The organism is Streptomyces albicerus (assembly GCF_008905045.1).
In the GTDB taxonomy this organism is placed as follows: domain Bacteria; phylum Actinomycetota; class Actinomycetes; order Streptomycetales; family Streptomycetaceae; genus Streptomyces; species Streptomyces albicerus.
Map to the genome: position 1 here is coordinate 1 of NZ_VWMY01000131.1, position 15530 is coordinate 15530.

Sequence of the window (15530 nt, forward strand, 5' to 3'; positions counted from 1 at the left end):
CATCCCCTGGGGCTCCGCCCCAGACCCCGTCGGGGGCCAGCCCCCGAACCCCCGCTCCTCAAACGCCGGAGAGGCTGATTTTCAGCGGGGGCGCAGCCCCCAGGGACGGGACGGGTAGGGGCGGCGCGGGCGAGGAAAACCCCACCCCCTACCCCGTCGCCGCCAACGCCCGTTCCACCCCCGGCTCCCTGGGCCCAAGGAACCGCGGATCCGGCTCGAACACCGCGTCCAGCAGCGCTTTCCCCGCCGCGAACACCTCCCGCGCACCCCCGTAGTACCAGGTCGCGTCATGCACGGCGTCCACACCGACCCCGTACGACGAGACCCCCGCCTCCTGACACAACGCGACAGCCCGCCGGATATGGAAGCCCTGACTGATCAGCACGGCCTCGTCGACCCCGAAGATCTTCTTCGCCCGCACGCACGAGTCCCACGTGTCGAAGCCCGCATAGTCGCTGACGATCCGCCCGTCGGGCACGCCCCGCTCAGTGAGGTACGCACGCATGGCGTCCGGCTCGTCGTAGTCCTCGCGGCTGTTGTCGCCGGTGACCAGGACCACCTCGATCCGGTCGGCCCGGTACAGCGCGGCCGCCGCGTCGAGCCGGTGCGCGAGATACGGCGACGGCTCGCCCCGCCACAGCCCGGCCCCGAAGACGACGGCGACCTCGGTGCGCGGCACGTCGGCCGTCGTCCGCAGCCGGTCACCCGTGACCGTGTACATCCACGTCGCCGGAAGCAGCGCGAGCACGCACGCGGCCATCCCGGCCTGCACGGCCCGCCGCTGCCCGGTACGGGTGCGCGGCAGACGCGGTCTCGGCAGAAGCCGTCTCGGCAGACGCGGTCTCGAGAGGCGCGGTCTCGACAGCTTCGGCAGCTTCGGACGACGCATCGGACGGTCCCTCCCCAGGTGGCCTGTGACCTTGGAGGACGCGGCTTCCGGTGATCCGGTTCGCCCGGCGCACAGTGACCAGCTTCACTCGGGAGCCGTCACCGCAGGTCACGGCACCTCACACACCCCGTACACCCCACCGTGAACCCCCGGAAAACACCCGTCATTCCCGCGCAACGGGGTGGCAACCTCCTACCGGCACCATCGGTGCATGACGGCGGCGAACCCTCTTCGCGACGAGTCCAAGCCCCGCCCCGGCGGCCAGCCGCTCCGTGGCGCTCACCTCGACAGTACGGCGCAACTCATGAACCGGATCACCAGCCAGCTCGGCAGCCAGCTCAGCCTCGTGTCCCTCGACGGCACCCGGCGCCCCGCACCGCCCGCGCTCGTCCTCGTGGGCCACGGCAGCCGGGACCCGCGCGCCCTGAGCACCATCCGGACCCTGATGGACCGGATCCGGGAGCTGCGCCCCGACCTGCCCGTTCACCTGGGGCACATCGAGCTGAACGAGCCTCTGCTGCCGGACACACTCGCCACCCTCGGCACCGGCGACGCGGTCCTCGTACCGCTGCTGCTCAGCCGCGGCTACCACGTCAAGCAGGACATCCCGGAGGCCGCGGCCGCCGCGCAGGCGCGTACGCGCATCGCCGGCCCGCTGGGCCCGCACCCGCTGCTGGTGGAGACGCTGTACGAGCGCCTGGTCGAGGCCGGCTGGCGTACGCGCCTGGGTGACGCGGAGCGCCGCGCGAGCGGGATCGTGCTCGCCGCCGCCGGGTCCCGCGACCCCGACGCGGCCGTCGACACCCGCCGTACCGCCAAGCTGCTGGCCGAGCGACTCGGCGTGCCCGTCGTCCCGGCGTACGCCTCCGCCGCCGCGCCCACCGTCCCGCACGCCGTGCGCGCCCTCGCCGCCCGCGGCCGTCACCGGGTCGCCGTCGCCTCGTACTTCACCGCCCCCGGCCGCTTCTCCACCGAGTGCGCGGCAGCCGCCCCCTGGATCGCCGCCGCCCCCCTCGGCGCCCACCCGGCCATGGCCCGCCTGGTCCTCCACCGCTACGACCAGGCCCTGGCGACTCCGACCTCCACCAAGGCACCCCAACTGGCCTCCGCCTGAAACCGGCGGTGACGGCAGCCCCGCTCAAGGGGCGCGGGGAACGGCGCGACAAGCCACAACGCAAGCCGCACCCGCAAATGGACTGAACCCGGCAGACGCGCAGGCGCAAACACAGACGCCCCAATTGTCAGTAGCTGCGCTTACTGTCGAGACATGGAAGGCACCAGCACCGACACCGCCCCACAGGCATACGAGAACCACATCCCACCCCCCGGCTACGACCCCACGTCAGTGGCCCGCTGGGCCGCAGAGCCCGACAAACGCCCCGGCCGCACCGCCTTCCAGCGCGACCGCGCACGCGTGCTGCACTCCTCCGCCCTGCGCCGCCTGGCGGGCAAGACCCAGGTGGTCACGCCGGGCACACGCAGCCGGGTCTGGGACGCCAGCCCCCGCACCCGTCTGACCCACTCCCTGGAGTGCGCCCAGGTCGGCCGCGAGCTGGGCGCCGCCCTCGGCTGCGACCCCGACCTCGTCGAGGCGGCCTGTCTCTCCCACGACCTGGGCCACCCGCCCTTCGGGCACAACGGAGAGCAGGCGCTGAACGAGTTCGCGGAGGACTGCGGCGGCTTCGAGGGCAACGCGCAGTCGCTGCGCCTGCTGACCAGGATCGAGCCGAAGCGGTTCGTGCGAAACCACGAGGACGACCTGGTCAGCGTCGGTCTGAACCTCACCCGCGCCGCCCTCGACGCCGCCACCAAGTACCCCTGGCCGCGCGGCGCCCACCCCACCGACCCCGCGTCCCCGAAATTCGGGGTCTACGAAGACGACCGTCCCGTCTTCGACTGGGTCCGCAAGGGCGCCCCCAACACCCGGATCACCTTCGAGGCCCAGGTCATGGACTGGGCGGACGACGTGGCGTACTCCGTGCACGACGTCGAGGACGGCCTGCACGCCGGCCACATCGACCCCAACTGCCTGCATGCGGAGCCCGAGCGGCAGGAGATCTTCAAGGTGGCCATCGGGCGGTACGTCCCGGCGGACACCGACCCGGCCGAGCTGGCCGAGGCCCTCGACCGGCTCCTGGACCAGGAGTGGTGGCCGCACGGCTACGACGGTTCGGCCGTCGCGCAGGCCCGCCTGAAGGACGCCACCAGCCAGCTCATCGGCCGGTTCTGCCTCGCGGCTGAGGGCGCCACGCGCGCGAGGTACGGGACCGGACGGCTCACGCGGTACGTCGCCGAGCTGGTCGTACCGCGCACGGCCCGACTGGAGTGCGCGGTGCTCAAGGCCGTCGCCGACCGGTACGTGATGCAGCGCGCCGAGCAGGAGCGGCTCCGCGCCGACCAGCGGATCGTCGTCGCCGAGCTGGCCGAGGCGCTCACCGCCCAGGCGCCGGAGGGCCTCGACCCGCAATTTCGAGCCTTCTTCGACCAGGCATCCGACGACCGTGCCCGCAAGAGGGTGATCGTCGACCAGATCGCCTCACTGACGGACGCCTCCGCACGATCACTGCACGCGAGGCTCAGGGGGCAGGTGTGACGTCCGGATCGTGAAAGCGTGACACTGAGTGGCCTGATCGGGCCACTCCCTCTTCCCGCATCACGCTCCGTGCGGGACGCTCGCAGGTGGCGACATCCTTACGAGGAGGCATCAAGTGATCGACGCAGATCAGACATTCGTCATCGTCGGAGGAGGTCTGGCCGGCGCGAAGGCGGCCGAGACGCTCCGGGCGGAGGGCTTCACCGGCCGCGTGATACTGATCTGCGACGAGCGCGACCACCCGTACGAACGGCCGCCGCTGTCCAAGGGCTACCTGCTCGGCAAGGAGGAGCGCGACAGCGTCTTCGTGCACGAGCCCGCCTGGTACGCGCGCAACGACATCGAGCTGCACCTCGGCCAGACCGTCGACGCCATCGACCGGACCGCGAAGACCGTCCGCTTCGGTGACGACGGCACGCTCGTCCACTACGACAAACTGCTCCTCGCGACCGGCGCCGAACCGCGCCGCCTGGACATCCCGGGCACGGACCTCGCCGGAGTCCACCACCTGCGCCGCCTCGCCCACGCGGAGCGCCTCAAGCACGTGCTGACCGCCCTCGGCCGCGACAACGGCCACCTCGTCATCGCGGGCGCGGGCTGGATCGGCCTGGAAGTCGCCGCGGCGGCCCGCGAGTACGGCGCCGAGGTCACGGTCGTCGAGCCCGAGTCGACCCCGCTGCACGCCGTCCTCGGCCCCGAGCTCGGCCAGCTCTTCACCGAGCTGCACCGCGAGCACGGCGTCCGCTTCCAGTTCGGTACGCGGCTGACGGAGATCACCGGCCAGGACGGCATGGTCCTGGCGGCCCGCACGGACGACGGCGAGGAGCACCCCGCGCACGACGTCCTGGCCGCCATCGGCGCCGCCCCCCGCACCGGCCTCGCCGAGGCCGCGGGCCTGGAGATCGCCGACCGCGCGCACGGCGGCGGCGTCGCGGTCGACGAGCGGCTGCGCACCTCCGACCCGGACGTCTACGCGGCCGGTGACGTGGCCTCTTTCCACCACACCCTCTTCGACACCCGGCTGCGCGTCGAGCACTGGGCGAACGCCCTGAACGGCGGTCCGGCGGCGGCCCGAGCGATGCTGGGCCGCGAGCTGACGTACGACAGGGTGCCCTATTTCTTCTCCGACCAGTACGACGTAGGGCTCGAGTACTCGGGCTGGGCGCCCCCGGGGACGTACGACCAAGTGGTGATCCGTGGAGACGCGGGCAAGCGGCAGTTCATCGCCTTCTGGGTGAAGGACGGGCGGGTGCTGGCCGGGATGAACGTGAATGTGTGGGACGTCACGGACCCGATCCAACAACTGATCCGGAGCCGGACCCAGGTGGACTCCGAGGCGCTCGCGGACCCGCACGTTCCGCTGGACAGTCTGGTCTCATGACCGACGGCGGCGTTCGACTGTCACACCGTCCCCGTAGAATTCACGCGTGGCTGGAAGGATCAACGACGAGGACGTGAAGGCTGTTCGGGACGCGGTCCCGATCGACGCCGTGGTGTCCGAGTACCTCCAGCTGCGCAGCGCGGGCGGCGGAAACCTCAAGGGTCTCTGCCCCTTCCACGACGAGAAGTCACCGTCCTTCCAGGTCAGCCCGAGCAAGGGGCTCTTCCACTGCTTCGGCTGCCAGGAGGGCGGCGACACCATCACATTCGTGATGAAGGTCGACCACCTCTCCTTCTCGGAGGCGGTCGAGCGCCTCGCCGGGCAGGCGGGCATCACGCTGCGCTACGAGGAGGGCGGGTACAACCCCTCCAACCAGCGCGGCGAGCGCATCCGCCTGGTCGAGGCCCACAAGATCGCCGCCCAGTTCTACATCGAGCAGCTCGACACCAGCCCGGAGGCGGACGCCGGCCGCAAGTTCCTGGCCGAGCGCGGCTTCGACCAGGCCGCGGCCGAGCACTTCGGCGTCGGTTACAGCCCCCAGGGCTGGGACCACCTCACCCGCTACCTTCGCGGCAAGGGCTTCACCGACAAGGAGCTGTTCCTCTCCGGCCTCTCCCAGGAGGGCCGCCGGGGCCCCATCGACCGCTTCCGCGGCCGCCTCATGTGGCCCATCCGCGACATCGGCGGCGAGGTCGTCGGCTTCGGCGCGCGCAAACTGTACGAGTCGGACAACGGGCCCAAGTACCTGAACACCCCCGACACGCCGATCTACCGCAAGTCCCAGGTCCTGTACGGCATCGACCTCGCCAAGAAGGACATCGCCAAGAGCAGTCGGGCGGTGGTGGTCGAGGGCTACACGGATGTCATGGCCTGCCACCTCGCCGGCATCACGACGGCCATCGCGACCTGCGGCACGGCCTTCGGCGGCGACCACATCAAGATCCTCCGCCGGTTGCTGATGGACAACGGCTCGGCGCGGGTGATCTTCACCTTCGACGGCGACGCGGCCGGTCAGAAGGCCGCCCTGCGTGCCTTCGAGGACGACCAGAAGTTCGCCGCCGAGACGTACATCGCGATCGCCCCGGACGGCATGGACCCCTGCGACCTGCGCCTCGCCAAGGGCGACGAGGCGGTCGCCGACCTGGTCGAACCGCGCACGCCGCTCTTCGAGTTCGCCCTCCGTCAGATCGTCGCCCGCTACGACCTCGAAACCCCCGCGGGCCGCGCCGCCGCGCTCGACGAGGCCGCGCCCATCGTGGCCCGCATCAAGAACAGCGGCGCCCAGCACGAGGTCGCCGTGCAGCTGGCGGGCATGCTCGGCATCCTTGACACGCAGTTCGTGGTCAAGCGGGTCGCCCAGCTGGCCCGCTGGGCCCGCGACCGCGGCGGCCGGGGCCCGGCGCCGACCTCCGCGGGCCACTCCCCGCAGCAGTACGGCAACGGCGCGGGTCCCAGACCGTCCTCGGGCCCCGCCCTCACCCTGCGCAACCCGGTCTTCGCCACCGAGCGCGAGCTGCTCAAACTCGCCCTCCAGCGCCCCGAGCTGGTCTCCCCGGCCTTCGACGCGTACGGGGTGGACGAGTTCACCGCCCCGCCGTACGCGGCCGTACGCGAGGCGATCATCGAGGCCGGCGGGGCGGAGTTCGGCGTCCAGGACCCGCAGGAGTATCTGGTCCGGGTCCGCGAGGCCGCCCCGGACGACGCGGTCCGCGCCATGGTCACGGAGCTGGCCGTCGAGGCCATCATGCGCCGCACGGTCGACGAGGTGTACGCGGGCGAGCAGCTCGTGACCGTCCGCCGCCGTGCCGTCGAGCGCCGCGTGCGGGACGTCCAGGGCGCCCTCGCCCGCGCCAGCGCCCAGGGCGACCCGGCCCAGCTGGCCGCTGTGCAGAACGAGTTGTGGGTGCTCCAGCAGTACGACCAGGCGCTGCGGGAGAAGGGCGCGTCGGCGCTCTGAGGCGGGTCAGGCCCCGGCCGGGCGTTTCCGCAGGCCCGGCCGCCGCCCCTCGAACGTCGGCGTCACCGCCCGCACCAGCCGGTCCGTGAACTCCCGCTCGTCGTCCGCGAACCGCGGATACTCGGTGACGAAGTGGTGCCACTCCACGTACTGCAGCGACTCCAGCAAGTCCTCGAAGAAGACCCCGTCGCGGTACTGGCGGGGCCACTCGCCCGACAGCCGGAACACCTCGTGCAGCAGCTCGTACGGCAGCGGGTGCCGCTCGGCCAACAGCACGGCGTCGTAGAGGTCCTTGCCCTGCGCGTACGCGTCGTTGATCAGCCACATCAGCTTCCAGGCAAGCGACAGTTCGGGCGTCGCCGCCCAGACGACCGCGCCGCCCGGCAGCTCCACCGGCTGGGGCTCCTCGGGCAGCCGCTCGTTGAACACGAAGTCGAGCTGGACATGGCCGCCGGGCAGCCCCGGCGCACCCCAGGGCAGGACCATACGGCGGCCCGGCACTCGCTCGTACGTCCAGATGTCCTCGACCACCGCGCCCCGCGCCGAGACGCCGACCTCCCGCCCGCGCTCGTCGGCCAACGCCTGCGCGGCCGCGGCGATCCCGTCGAGCATCCGGCCGGTGCGCCGCTCGTCGATCCGCCAGGTGTGCGGTACGACGACGAAGTCCAGGTCACCGGGCTCGCGGGCGGCGTCCCCGAACCACGCCGACATCAGCACGCTGCCGCGCAGCACCAGCGCGTCGGACCACTCCGAGCCGGCGATCGCGGCGAGTACGAGATCCAGAGCCTGACGTCGTGCGGTACGCCAGGCCGCACCCCGGCTCGGGTCGCTGAAACCGGGGTCGGTGGCGCGGTAGGCGTTGCTGTGGTGCTTCATGGCCGGGTCGAACACCGGACGCTGCACCGCGTCGTCGGCCTCCACCCAGTGCAGCGTCCGCGGCAGGTCCCGCGCCCGGCGGGTGGCCTCGTCCAGCGGCTCCCGGGGTATCTCGACGCTCCGCCAGCCGAAGTCCTGCCATGTCCCGCTCATCCGCGCATCTCCTGAGGCGTTTTCGGTACCTGCGGCAGTTCGAGCACGCGCGGCACGGCTTCCTCGATCCACCCGTCGTCGACCGAGAGGTCACTGTCGTAGAGCACGAACTCCCGCTCCACTTCGGCCACTTCAAGCCCGTACAGCTCCACCAGCAACCGCTCCAGCGCCCGCCCGGCCCCCTCCTCGTTCACACCCCGGCACCGCTGCGTCACGAACCGCTCGTGCCGACCGCTGTCGCTGCCGTGCACCCGCCGGGCGTTCCACGACAGATGGGCGCCGTGCGGGACGACCTTCGCGGCCAGGGCGTCGAGGTCGGTGTCCGCGTCGAGCAGCAGCTTCACGTGGTGCTCGAAGTACCGCTCGTCGTCGCATGGTTCGCGAGGTACCTCAGGGGCCCACGGAGACGACTCGATCTTGACGCGTACGGGCACGAAGCCGGCCGCCCGCAAACGCGCGGCCAGTTCCTGTGCCCGGGCCGATTCGGCGGCGTACGAGGGGGAACCCGTCAGGGTGACCATCGGCTGCGACGCCATCCGGCCGCGGGCCAGCACGATGTGGGTCAGCTTGAGGCCGGCGCCGGCCGCCCAGCGGCGCAGCCGTTCAGACTCGGCCGCACTGCCGCAGTGGACCGTCACATGCGTTTCGTAATGGGAACCGGACACTTGGGGATCGTGCCAGATCAGGGTACGAACGGGCACGCGAGTTTTCCTCGAGGGTAACCACGCGGTCACGGACCGGACTCAAAAAGTCACCGCACGCCCCTCGTGGCGACGATGTGTCGTACTCCACACTGGGTTCCGGTGCCTGAGTCCTCGGAGCGCGGCCGACCCGAACGCGACGGGTCCGATGTCCCCGCGGTTCCGCTCAACGTGTTCGGGACGGACAGCGGCAAGGCCGTCGTCCCCGTCCCGCTGCCGCACGCCTCAGCAGCGACATTCCTGGAGGTCGCCCCCGTGCAGACCCAGACCCTCACCCAGACCGACAAGACCACCGACACGGACGCGGATACCGACGTCATCGCGGCCGTACCGCCGCAGAGCCGTGTCGCGCACCACCCCGAATCGGCGGCGGAGCCGGAGGGCCCTGCCGAGCCCGACGAGCCGCCCGTCGCCCTCGTCGAGACCGAGGCGCCGGAGCCGGTGGAAGTGCCCCGCGGCCGTACGGACACCGGTGGGCCCTCGTCCGACCTGTTCCGCCAGTACCTGCGGGAGATCGGGCGGATCCCCCTCCTCACCGCGGCGGAGGAGGTGGAGCTCGCGCGCCGGGTCGAGGCTGGCCTCTTCGCCGAGGAGAAGCTGCGGCTGGCTCCCGACCTGGACAGCCAACTCGCCCTTGACCTCGACAAGTTGGTGGTCATGGGGCGGATGGCCAAGCGCCGGCTCATCGAGGCCAACCTGCGGCTCGTCGTCTCCGTCGCCAAGCGGTACGTGGGGCGCGGGCTGACCATGCTCGATCTCGTCCAGGAGGGAAACCTGGGCCTGATCAGGGCGGTTGAGAAGTTCGACTACGCCCGTGGGTACAAGTTCTCCACGTACGCGACCTGGTGGATCCGGCAGGCCATGTCGCGCGCCCTCGCCGACCAGGCCCGGACGATCCGAGTGCCCGTCCACGTGGTCGAGTTGATCAACCGGGTGGTGCGCGTCCAGCGACGCATGCTCCAGGAGCGGGGTTACGAGCCGACGCCCGAGGAGGTCGCGGCGCACCTCGACCTTCCCAGCGAACGGGTCAGCGAAGTCCTGCGCCTGGCCCAGGAGCCGGTGTCTCTCCACGCCCCGGTGGGCGAGGAGGACGACGTGGCACTCGGCGACCTGATCGAGGACGGCGACGCGACTAGCCCTGTGGAGTCGGCGGCCTTCCTCCTGCTCAGGGAGCACTTGGAGGCGGTCCTCTCCACGCTCGGCGAGCGTGAGCGCAAGGTCGTCCAGCTCCGCTATGGGCTGGCGGACGGCCGCCCCCGCACGCTCGAGGAAATAGGCCGCATCTTCGGCGTCACGCGTGAACGCATCCGCCAGATCGAATCCAAGACCCTGAACAAACTCCGCGACCACGCTTTCGCGGACCAGCTGCGGGGCTACTTGGACTGAGGGGAAGGGCTGTTCTCGCCCCCGCCGCCCCCGAACCCCCGCTCCTCAAACGCCGGAGGGGCTGAGATACCCAGCCCGTCCGGCGTTTGAGGACGAGGCCGTCAAGGCCGATAGCGGGGGTCTGGGGGCGCCGCCCCCAGTGATGGGACGGGTAGGGGCGGCGGGGGCGAGAAACTCAGTCCACCTCCACCACCGCCTGCGCGAACTGGGCCTTGTACAGCCGCGCATACGCGCCGTCCGCGGCGAGCAGATCCGTATGCGCACCCTGTTCCACGATCGACCCGTTCTCCATCACCAGGATCGTGTCGGCGTCGCGGATCGTCGACAGACGGTGCGCGATCACGAACGACGTCCGCCCATGCGCCAGCTTCGCCATCGCCTTCTGGATGAGCACCTCGGTCCGGGTGTCCACGGAACTCGTCGCCTCGTCCAGCACCAGGATCACCGGGTCGGACAGGAACGCCCGAGCGATCGTGATGAGCTGCTTCTCGCCCGCGCTCACCCCCGAACCCTCGTCGTCGATGACGGTGTCGTACCCGTCGGGCAGAGTCCGGACGAACCGGTCCGCGTGGGCGGCCCGAGCCGCCTCCTCGATCTCCCCGCGGGTCACCTCCCGGGAGGCCCCGTACGCGATGTTCTCCGCGATCGTCCCGCCGAACAGCCAGGTGTCCTGCAGCACCATCCCGATCCCGGCCCGCAGTTCGTCCCGGGACATCTTCGCGATGTCGACCCCGTCGAGGGTGATACGCCCGCCGGTGACCTCGTAGAAGCGCATCAGCAGATTCACCAGCGTCGTCTTGCCGGCGCCCGTCGGCCCCACGATCGCGACCGTGTGCCCGGGCTCCACCTTCAGCGACAGATCCTCGATGAGCGGCTTCTCGGGGTCGTACCGGAAGGAGACCCCCTCCAGTGCCACCCGCCCCCGGAGTTCCTCCGGAAGCGCTCCGGTCACCGGGTCCGCCTCCTGCTCGTCCGCGTCCATCAGCTCGAAGATCCGCTCCGCCGACGCGACTCCGGACTGCACGAGGTTCGCCATGGACGCCACCTGGGTGAGCGGCATGGAGAACTGCCTGGAGTACTGGATGAAGGCCTGCACGTCACCGATCGAGAGTGAGCCGGACGCGACGCGCAGCCCGCCGACCACCGCCACCAGCACATAGTTGATGTTCGACACGAACATCATCAGCGGCTGCATGATCCCGCTGTTGAACTGCGCCCGGAACCCGGCCTCGTACAGCTGCTCGTTCTCCTCGGCGAAGCGTGCCGCCGACTCCTCCTGCCGCCCGAAGACCTTGACCAGGTTGTGGCCGGTGTACATCTCCTCGACGTGCGCGTTGAGCTTGCCGGTGGTCCGCCACTGCTGCACGAAGTGCGGCTGCGACCGCTTGCCCACCCGGGTGGCGACGAAGAACGACAGCGGCACGGTGACCAGCGCGACCAGCGCGAGCAGCCACGACACCCAGAACATCATCGCCAGCACACCGACGATGGTCAGCAGCGAGTTGACGAGCTGGCCCATCGACTGCTGGAGGGTCTGCCCTATGTTGTCGATGTCGTTGGTGGCGCGGCTGAGCACCTCACCGCGCTGCCGCTTGTCGAAGTACGAGAGCGGCAGCCGGGACAGCTTGGTCTGCACGTCCTCGCGCATCTTGTACATGGTCTTGTTGACGGCCCGGTTCACCAGCCGCGTCGCCACGGTCATCAGCATCCCGGCCACCAGGAAGGCCACGAGCGCGAGCCCCAGTACCTCGCCGACCGCGCCGAAGTCGATGCCCTTGCCGGGCGTGAAGTCCGTACCGGAGAGCATGTCGGCCATACCGCCGTCGCCGCGCTCCCGCATCGCCGCGAGGACTTCGGCCTTCGTCTGGTCGGCAGGCAACTCCCGCCCGACCACGCCCGCGAAGACCAGGTCGGTGGCCTCACCCAGGATCTTGGGGCCCACCACCGAGAGGCCCACGCTGAGGACCACGGCGACGAGCATCACGTAGAGCGTGGCGCGTTCCGGCCTGAACTGCGCGAGCAGCCGTTTACCGGACCCCTTGAAGTCCATCGAGTGATGGTCGGGGCCCGTCCCGGCCATCATCCGCCCCATGGGCCCGGCCATCAGGCGGCCTCCGCTTCCGTCAGCTGGGAGAGCACGATCTCCCGGTAGGTCTCGTTGTCCGCCATCAGTTCGCTGTGCCGGCCGGTCCCGACGACCAGCCCTTCGTCGAGGACCACGATCCGGTCGGCGTCCCGGATGGTCGACACCCGCTGGGCGACGATCACGACGGTCGCCTCGGCGGTCTCCCGCGCGAGCGCCGCACGCAGCGCCGCGTCCGTCGCGTAGTCGAGCGCGGAGAAGGAGTCGTCGAAGAGGTAGATCTCCGGGCGCTGTACGAGGGTCCGGGCGATGGCGAGCCGCTGCCGCTGACCACCCGACACGTTCGTCCCGCCCTGCGCGATCGAGGCGTCGAGACCGTTCTCGAGCCCCTCCACGAAGCTCTTCGCCTGCGCCACCTCCAGCGCGTGCCACAGCTCCTCGTCGGTCGCGTCCGGATTGCCGTACCGCAGGTTCGTCGCGACGGTCCCGGCGAAGAGGTACGGCTTCTGCGGTACGAGGCCGACGGTGCGCGCGAGCAGCTGCGGTTCGACCGTCCGTACGTCGACGCCGTCCACCAGCACCTGGCCGTCGGTGGCGTCGAACAGCCGGGGGACCAGGCCGAGGAGCGTGGACTTGCCGCTGCCGGTCGAGCCGATGACGGCGGTGGTCTCGCCTGGCCGGGCCACCAGGTCGATGGACCTCAGCACCGGCTCCTCGGCGCCCGGGTAGCGGAACCCGGCGCCCCGGATCTCCAGATGGCCGTGCCGCCGCAGCTCCACGACGGGCGCCTTCGGCGGGACCACGCTGCTGGAGGTGTCCAGGACCTCCTGGATGCGCTCGGCGCAGACCTCCGCGCGCGGCACCATCATGAACATGAAGGTGGCCATCATCACGGACATGACGATCTGCATGAGGTAGGCGAGGAACGCGGTCAGCGCGCCGATCTCCATCCCGCCGCTGTCGATGCGGTGCGCGCCGAACCACACCACCGCGACCGACGACAGGTTCACCACCGTCATGACGATCGGGAACATCAGCGCCAGCATCCGCCCGGTGCCCAGCGACACCTCGGTGAGGTCGGCGTTCGCCTTCCGGAAGCGGCCCTCCTCGTACTCGTCGCGCACGAAGGCACGGATGACACGGTTGCCGGTGATCTGCTCGCGCAGCACCCGGTTCACCGTGTCGAGACGCACCTGCATGGTGCGGAACAGCGGCCGCAGCCGGCGCACGATGAGACTCACCGAGATCCCGAGCACCGGCACGACGGCCAGCAGCACCCCGGACAGCGGTACGTCCAGGCCGAGGGCCAGGACGATGCCGCCCACGCACATGATCGGTGCCGACACCAGCAGCGTGAACGTCATCAGCGTGAGCATCTGCACCTGCTGCACGTCGTTCGTCGTGCGGGTGATCAGCGACGGCGCCCCGAAGTGGCCGACCTCACGCGCGGAGAACGACTGCACCCGGTCGAAGATGCCGGCCCGGATGTCCCGGCCGACCGCCGAGGCCGTACGCGCGCCGTAGTAGACGGCGCCGATGTTGCAGACGACCTGCGCCAGCGAGATGCCGATCATCAGGGCGCCGAAGGACAGGATGTAACCCGTGTCGCCGTCCACGACACCGTTGTCGATGATGTCGGCGTTCAGCGTCGGCAGGTAGAGCGTGGCGCAGGTCTGCAGGAACTGCAGCAGGACGAGCAGGGCGATGGGTTTCTTGTAGGGCCGTAGGTGGGTACGCAGGAGTCTTATGAGCACGCTGGGTCTCTCGGGGTCGGCGGCGGGGCGAATGGTTGCCCTTGGCCCCTATCGTCGGACACTCCACCTGCGTTACCTCAACTGATTAACCCAAGAGAGGGCCAACCCCGGCCCTCAGGGCCGGAAGGCCCCGGGATGGGTCTGATCCCGCACCGACGTGTACTGCTGCCGTACGGCCTGCCCCACGGCCAGCTCCTCGCCGGGCTCCAGGACCTGCGCGGCCGCGCCCTGCCAGACGGGCGGCAGCCCCGGCTGGATCGTGCCCTGCGAGACACCGAGCGCCCAGGCCGCCTGCCGGGCCGCGCCGATCGCCGCGTAGTCGGCGGGCTGCGGCACCACGACCTGCGTACCGAGCAGCGCCGGCGCGCAGGCCTGCACGGCGGGCAGCTCGGCGGCCGGACCCAGCAGGAAGATCCGCCGCACCTCCACGCCCCGCTTGCGCAGTACGTCCAGCGCGTCCGCGAGCCCGCACAGCATGCCCTCGAAGGCGGCCCGCGCCAGATGCTCGGGCCGCATCGACTCCCGCCGCAGCCCGGCCAACGTCCCCGCCGTGTGCGGCAGATTGGGCGTCCGCTCACCCTCCAGATACGGCAGCATCACGAGGCCGTGGGAGCCCGGAGTGGACTTCATCGCCAGGTCCGACAGGGCCTCCAGGTCGGATACGCCGAGCAGTTCGGCGGCCCCGCGCAGCGCCCGTACGGCATTGAGCGTGGTGACGACCGGCAGGTGCATGCCGGTGGCGTCCGCGAGCGAGGTGATCATCCCGGAGGAGTCGACGAGAGCCTCGTGGTGCACGGCCATCACGGAACCGGAGGCGCCGAGCGACACCACCGCGTCCCCGAGCCCGATGCCCAGGCCGAACGCCGCCGCCATCGTCTCGCCCGTCCCCGCCGAGATCAGCAGCCCCTCGGGCGTCGTCCCCGCGGCCTCCCACGGCCCGAGCACATCGGGCAGCAGCGCCTGATGACCGAGCGCCAGCTCCACGAGATCGGGCCGGTACGCACCGGTCGCCGCCGACCAGTAACCGGTGCCGGAGGCCCCGCCACGGTCGGTGGTCCGGCGGGCCGGCCGGCCGAGCAGCTGCCACACCAGCCAGTCGTGCGCCTGGAGCAGCACGGTGGTGCGCAGCGCGGCCTCGGGTTCGTTCTTCGCGAGCCAGCGCAGCTTCGTCACGGGCTGCGCCGCCTGCGGCACGCACCCCACGGCCTGCGCCCAGGCCTCCCGCCCGCCGAGCGCGTCGACCAGATCGGCGGCCGCGACCTGCGCTCGCTTGTCCCCGCCGACCATCGCCGGACGCACCGTGTTGCCCTGCGTGTCCACCGGCACGAGCCCGTTCTGCTGCGCGGACACACCGATGGCCTGGACGCCTTCGAGGAGCCCGCCGCCCGCCGCCTCGCCCAGGGACAGCAGCCAGGCCTGCGGGTCGACGTCCGAGGGCCGGCCCCCCTCCGCCGATCCGTCCAGCGGATGCTGGGCATACCCCTGCCGGAGCACGGCTCCGCTGTCCGCGTCGCAGACGACGATGCGAGTGAAATCGGGCGAACTGTCCAGCCCGGCGACTATCCCCATGCCGGAAATTCTGCCGTACCGCTGCGCTTGCTTGGGCCATGAGCGCCGTAGGGGTGCGTGCCGTTCTTTGTCTGCGGCGCCGTTGTGGCTGGTCGCGCCCCGCGGCGGAGCCGCAAATGTCACAGCCCCGCGCCCCTTAGGTGGGTCGCTGTTCCCGGCGCTGAAGGGGTGGCGGCACGCGTGCCGCC

General features: G+C 71.0%; 11 protein-coding genes. 5 read left to right on the forward strand and 6 right to left on the reverse strand.

The annotated features are described in order from the left end of the window. Positions 1-148 precede the first annotated feature (148 nt). Positions 149-889, reverse strand: coding sequence for a SanA/YdcF family protein (locus GAS53_RS52445; protein ID WP_151484899.1), 741 nt, complete (start codon positions 887-889; stop codon positions 149-151). 304 nt (positions 890-1193) lie between these two features. Between GAS53_RS52445 and GAS53_RS52450 the strand changes: the two genes are divergently transcribed. From GAS53_RS52450 to dnaG, 4 genes are all read left to right on the forward strand, one after another. Further along, positions 1194-2003 carry a sirohydrochlorin chelatase gene (locus GAS53_RS52450; protein ID WP_404829439.1) on the forward strand — a complete coding sequence of 270 codons (810 nt, stop codon included), beginning with the start codon at positions 1194-1196 and terminating at the stop codon, positions 2001-2003. A gap of 153 nt (positions 2004-2156) precedes the next feature. Beyond that, positions 2157-3482, forward strand: a complete 1326-nt coding sequence (locus GAS53_RS52455) for a deoxyguanosinetriphosphate triphosphohydrolase (protein ID WP_151484901.1) — start codon at positions 2157-2159, stop codon at positions 3480-3482. Positions 3483-3597: 115 nt separating this feature from the next. Next, entirely contained in the window at positions 3598-4863 is a 1266-nt protein-coding gene (locus GAS53_RS52460; RefSeq protein WP_151484902.1) for an NAD(P)/FAD-dependent oxidoreductase, read from the forward strand. A gap of 46 nt (positions 4864-4909) precedes the next feature. Further along, positions 4910-6820, forward strand: coding sequence for a DNA primase (gene dnaG / locus GAS53_RS52465; protein ID WP_151484903.1), 1911 nt, complete (start codon positions 4910-4912; stop codon positions 6818-6820). Between the two features lie 6 nt (positions 6821-6826). Here dnaG and GAS53_RS52470 read toward each other — a convergent pair whose 3' ends face one another. After that, on the reverse strand, positions 6827-7849 hold the full coding sequence (locus tag GAS53_RS52470; protein WP_151484904.1) for a nucleotidyl transferase AbiEii/AbiGii toxin family protein: 1023 nt from the start codon (positions 7847-7849) through the stop codon (positions 6827-6829). Further along, entirely contained in the window at positions 7846-8514 is a 669-nt protein-coding gene (locus GAS53_RS52475; RefSeq protein ID WP_151484909.1) for a hypothetical protein, read from the reverse strand. The genes GAS53_RS52470 and GAS53_RS52475 overlap by 4 nt, the downstream gene beginning before the upstream one ends. A gap of 138 nt (positions 8515-8652) precedes the next feature. Here GAS53_RS52475 and GAS53_RS52480 point away from each other — a divergent pair, with 138 nt between their 5' ends. Further along, positions 8653-9936 carry an RNA polymerase sigma factor gene (locus tag GAS53_RS52480; protein ID WP_151484905.1) on the forward strand — a complete coding sequence of 428 codons (1284 nt, stop codon included), beginning with the start codon at positions 8653-8655 and terminating at the stop codon, positions 9934-9936. Between the two features lie 175 nt (positions 9937-10111). Here GAS53_RS52480 and GAS53_RS52485 read toward each other — a convergent pair whose 3' ends face one another. From GAS53_RS52485 to GAS53_RS52495, 3 genes are all read right to left on the reverse strand, one after another. Next, the gene (locus tag GAS53_RS52485) at positions 10112-12040 is read right to left on the reverse strand and encodes an ABC transporter ATP-binding protein (protein WP_151484906.1); all 1929 of its coding nucleotides are present in this window, start codon (positions 12038-12040) and stop codon (positions 10112-10114) included. Continuing rightward, the gene (locus GAS53_RS52490) at positions 12040-13773 is read right to left on the reverse strand and encodes an ABC transporter ATP-binding protein (RefSeq protein ID WP_151484907.1); all 1734 of its coding nucleotides are present in this window, start codon (positions 13771-13773) and stop codon (positions 12040-12042) included. The genes GAS53_RS52485 and GAS53_RS52490 overlap by 1 nt, the downstream gene beginning before the upstream one ends. A gap of 114 nt (positions 13774-13887) precedes the next feature. Continuing rightward, positions 13888-15342, reverse strand: coding sequence for an FGGY family carbohydrate kinase (locus tag GAS53_RS52495; RefSeq protein WP_151484908.1), 1455 nt, complete (start codon positions 15340-15342; stop codon positions 13888-13890). Between the last annotated feature and the right edge of the window lie 188 nt (positions 15343-15530).

Excerpts from the sequence above, each read along its gene's own strand:
- GAS53_RS52495 (WP_151484908.1), bottom strand. The coding sequence starts at position 15,342 with ATGGGGATAGTCGCCGGGCTGGACAGTTCGCCCGATTTCACTCGCATC.
- GAS53_RS52455 (WP_151484901.1), top strand. The coding sequence starts at position 2,157 with ATGGAAGGCACCAGCACCGACACCGCCCCACAGGCATACGAGAACCAC.
- GAS53_RS52445 (WP_151484899.1), bottom strand. The coding sequence starts at position 889 with ATGCGTCGTCCGAAGCTGCCGAAGCTGTCGAGACCGCGCCTCTCGAGA.
- GAS53_RS52470 (WP_151484904.1), bottom strand. The coding sequence starts at position 7,849 with ATGAGCGGGACATGGCAGGACTTCGGCTGGCGGAGCGTCGAGATACCC.
- GAS53_RS52450 (WP_404829439.1), top strand. The coding sequence starts at position 1,194 with ATGAACCGGATCACCAGCCAGCTCGGCAGCCAGCTCAGCCTCGTGTCC.
- GAS53_RS52485 (WP_151484906.1), bottom strand. The coding sequence starts at position 12,040 with ATGGCCGGGCCCATGGGGCGGATGATGGCCGGGACGGGCCCCGACCAT.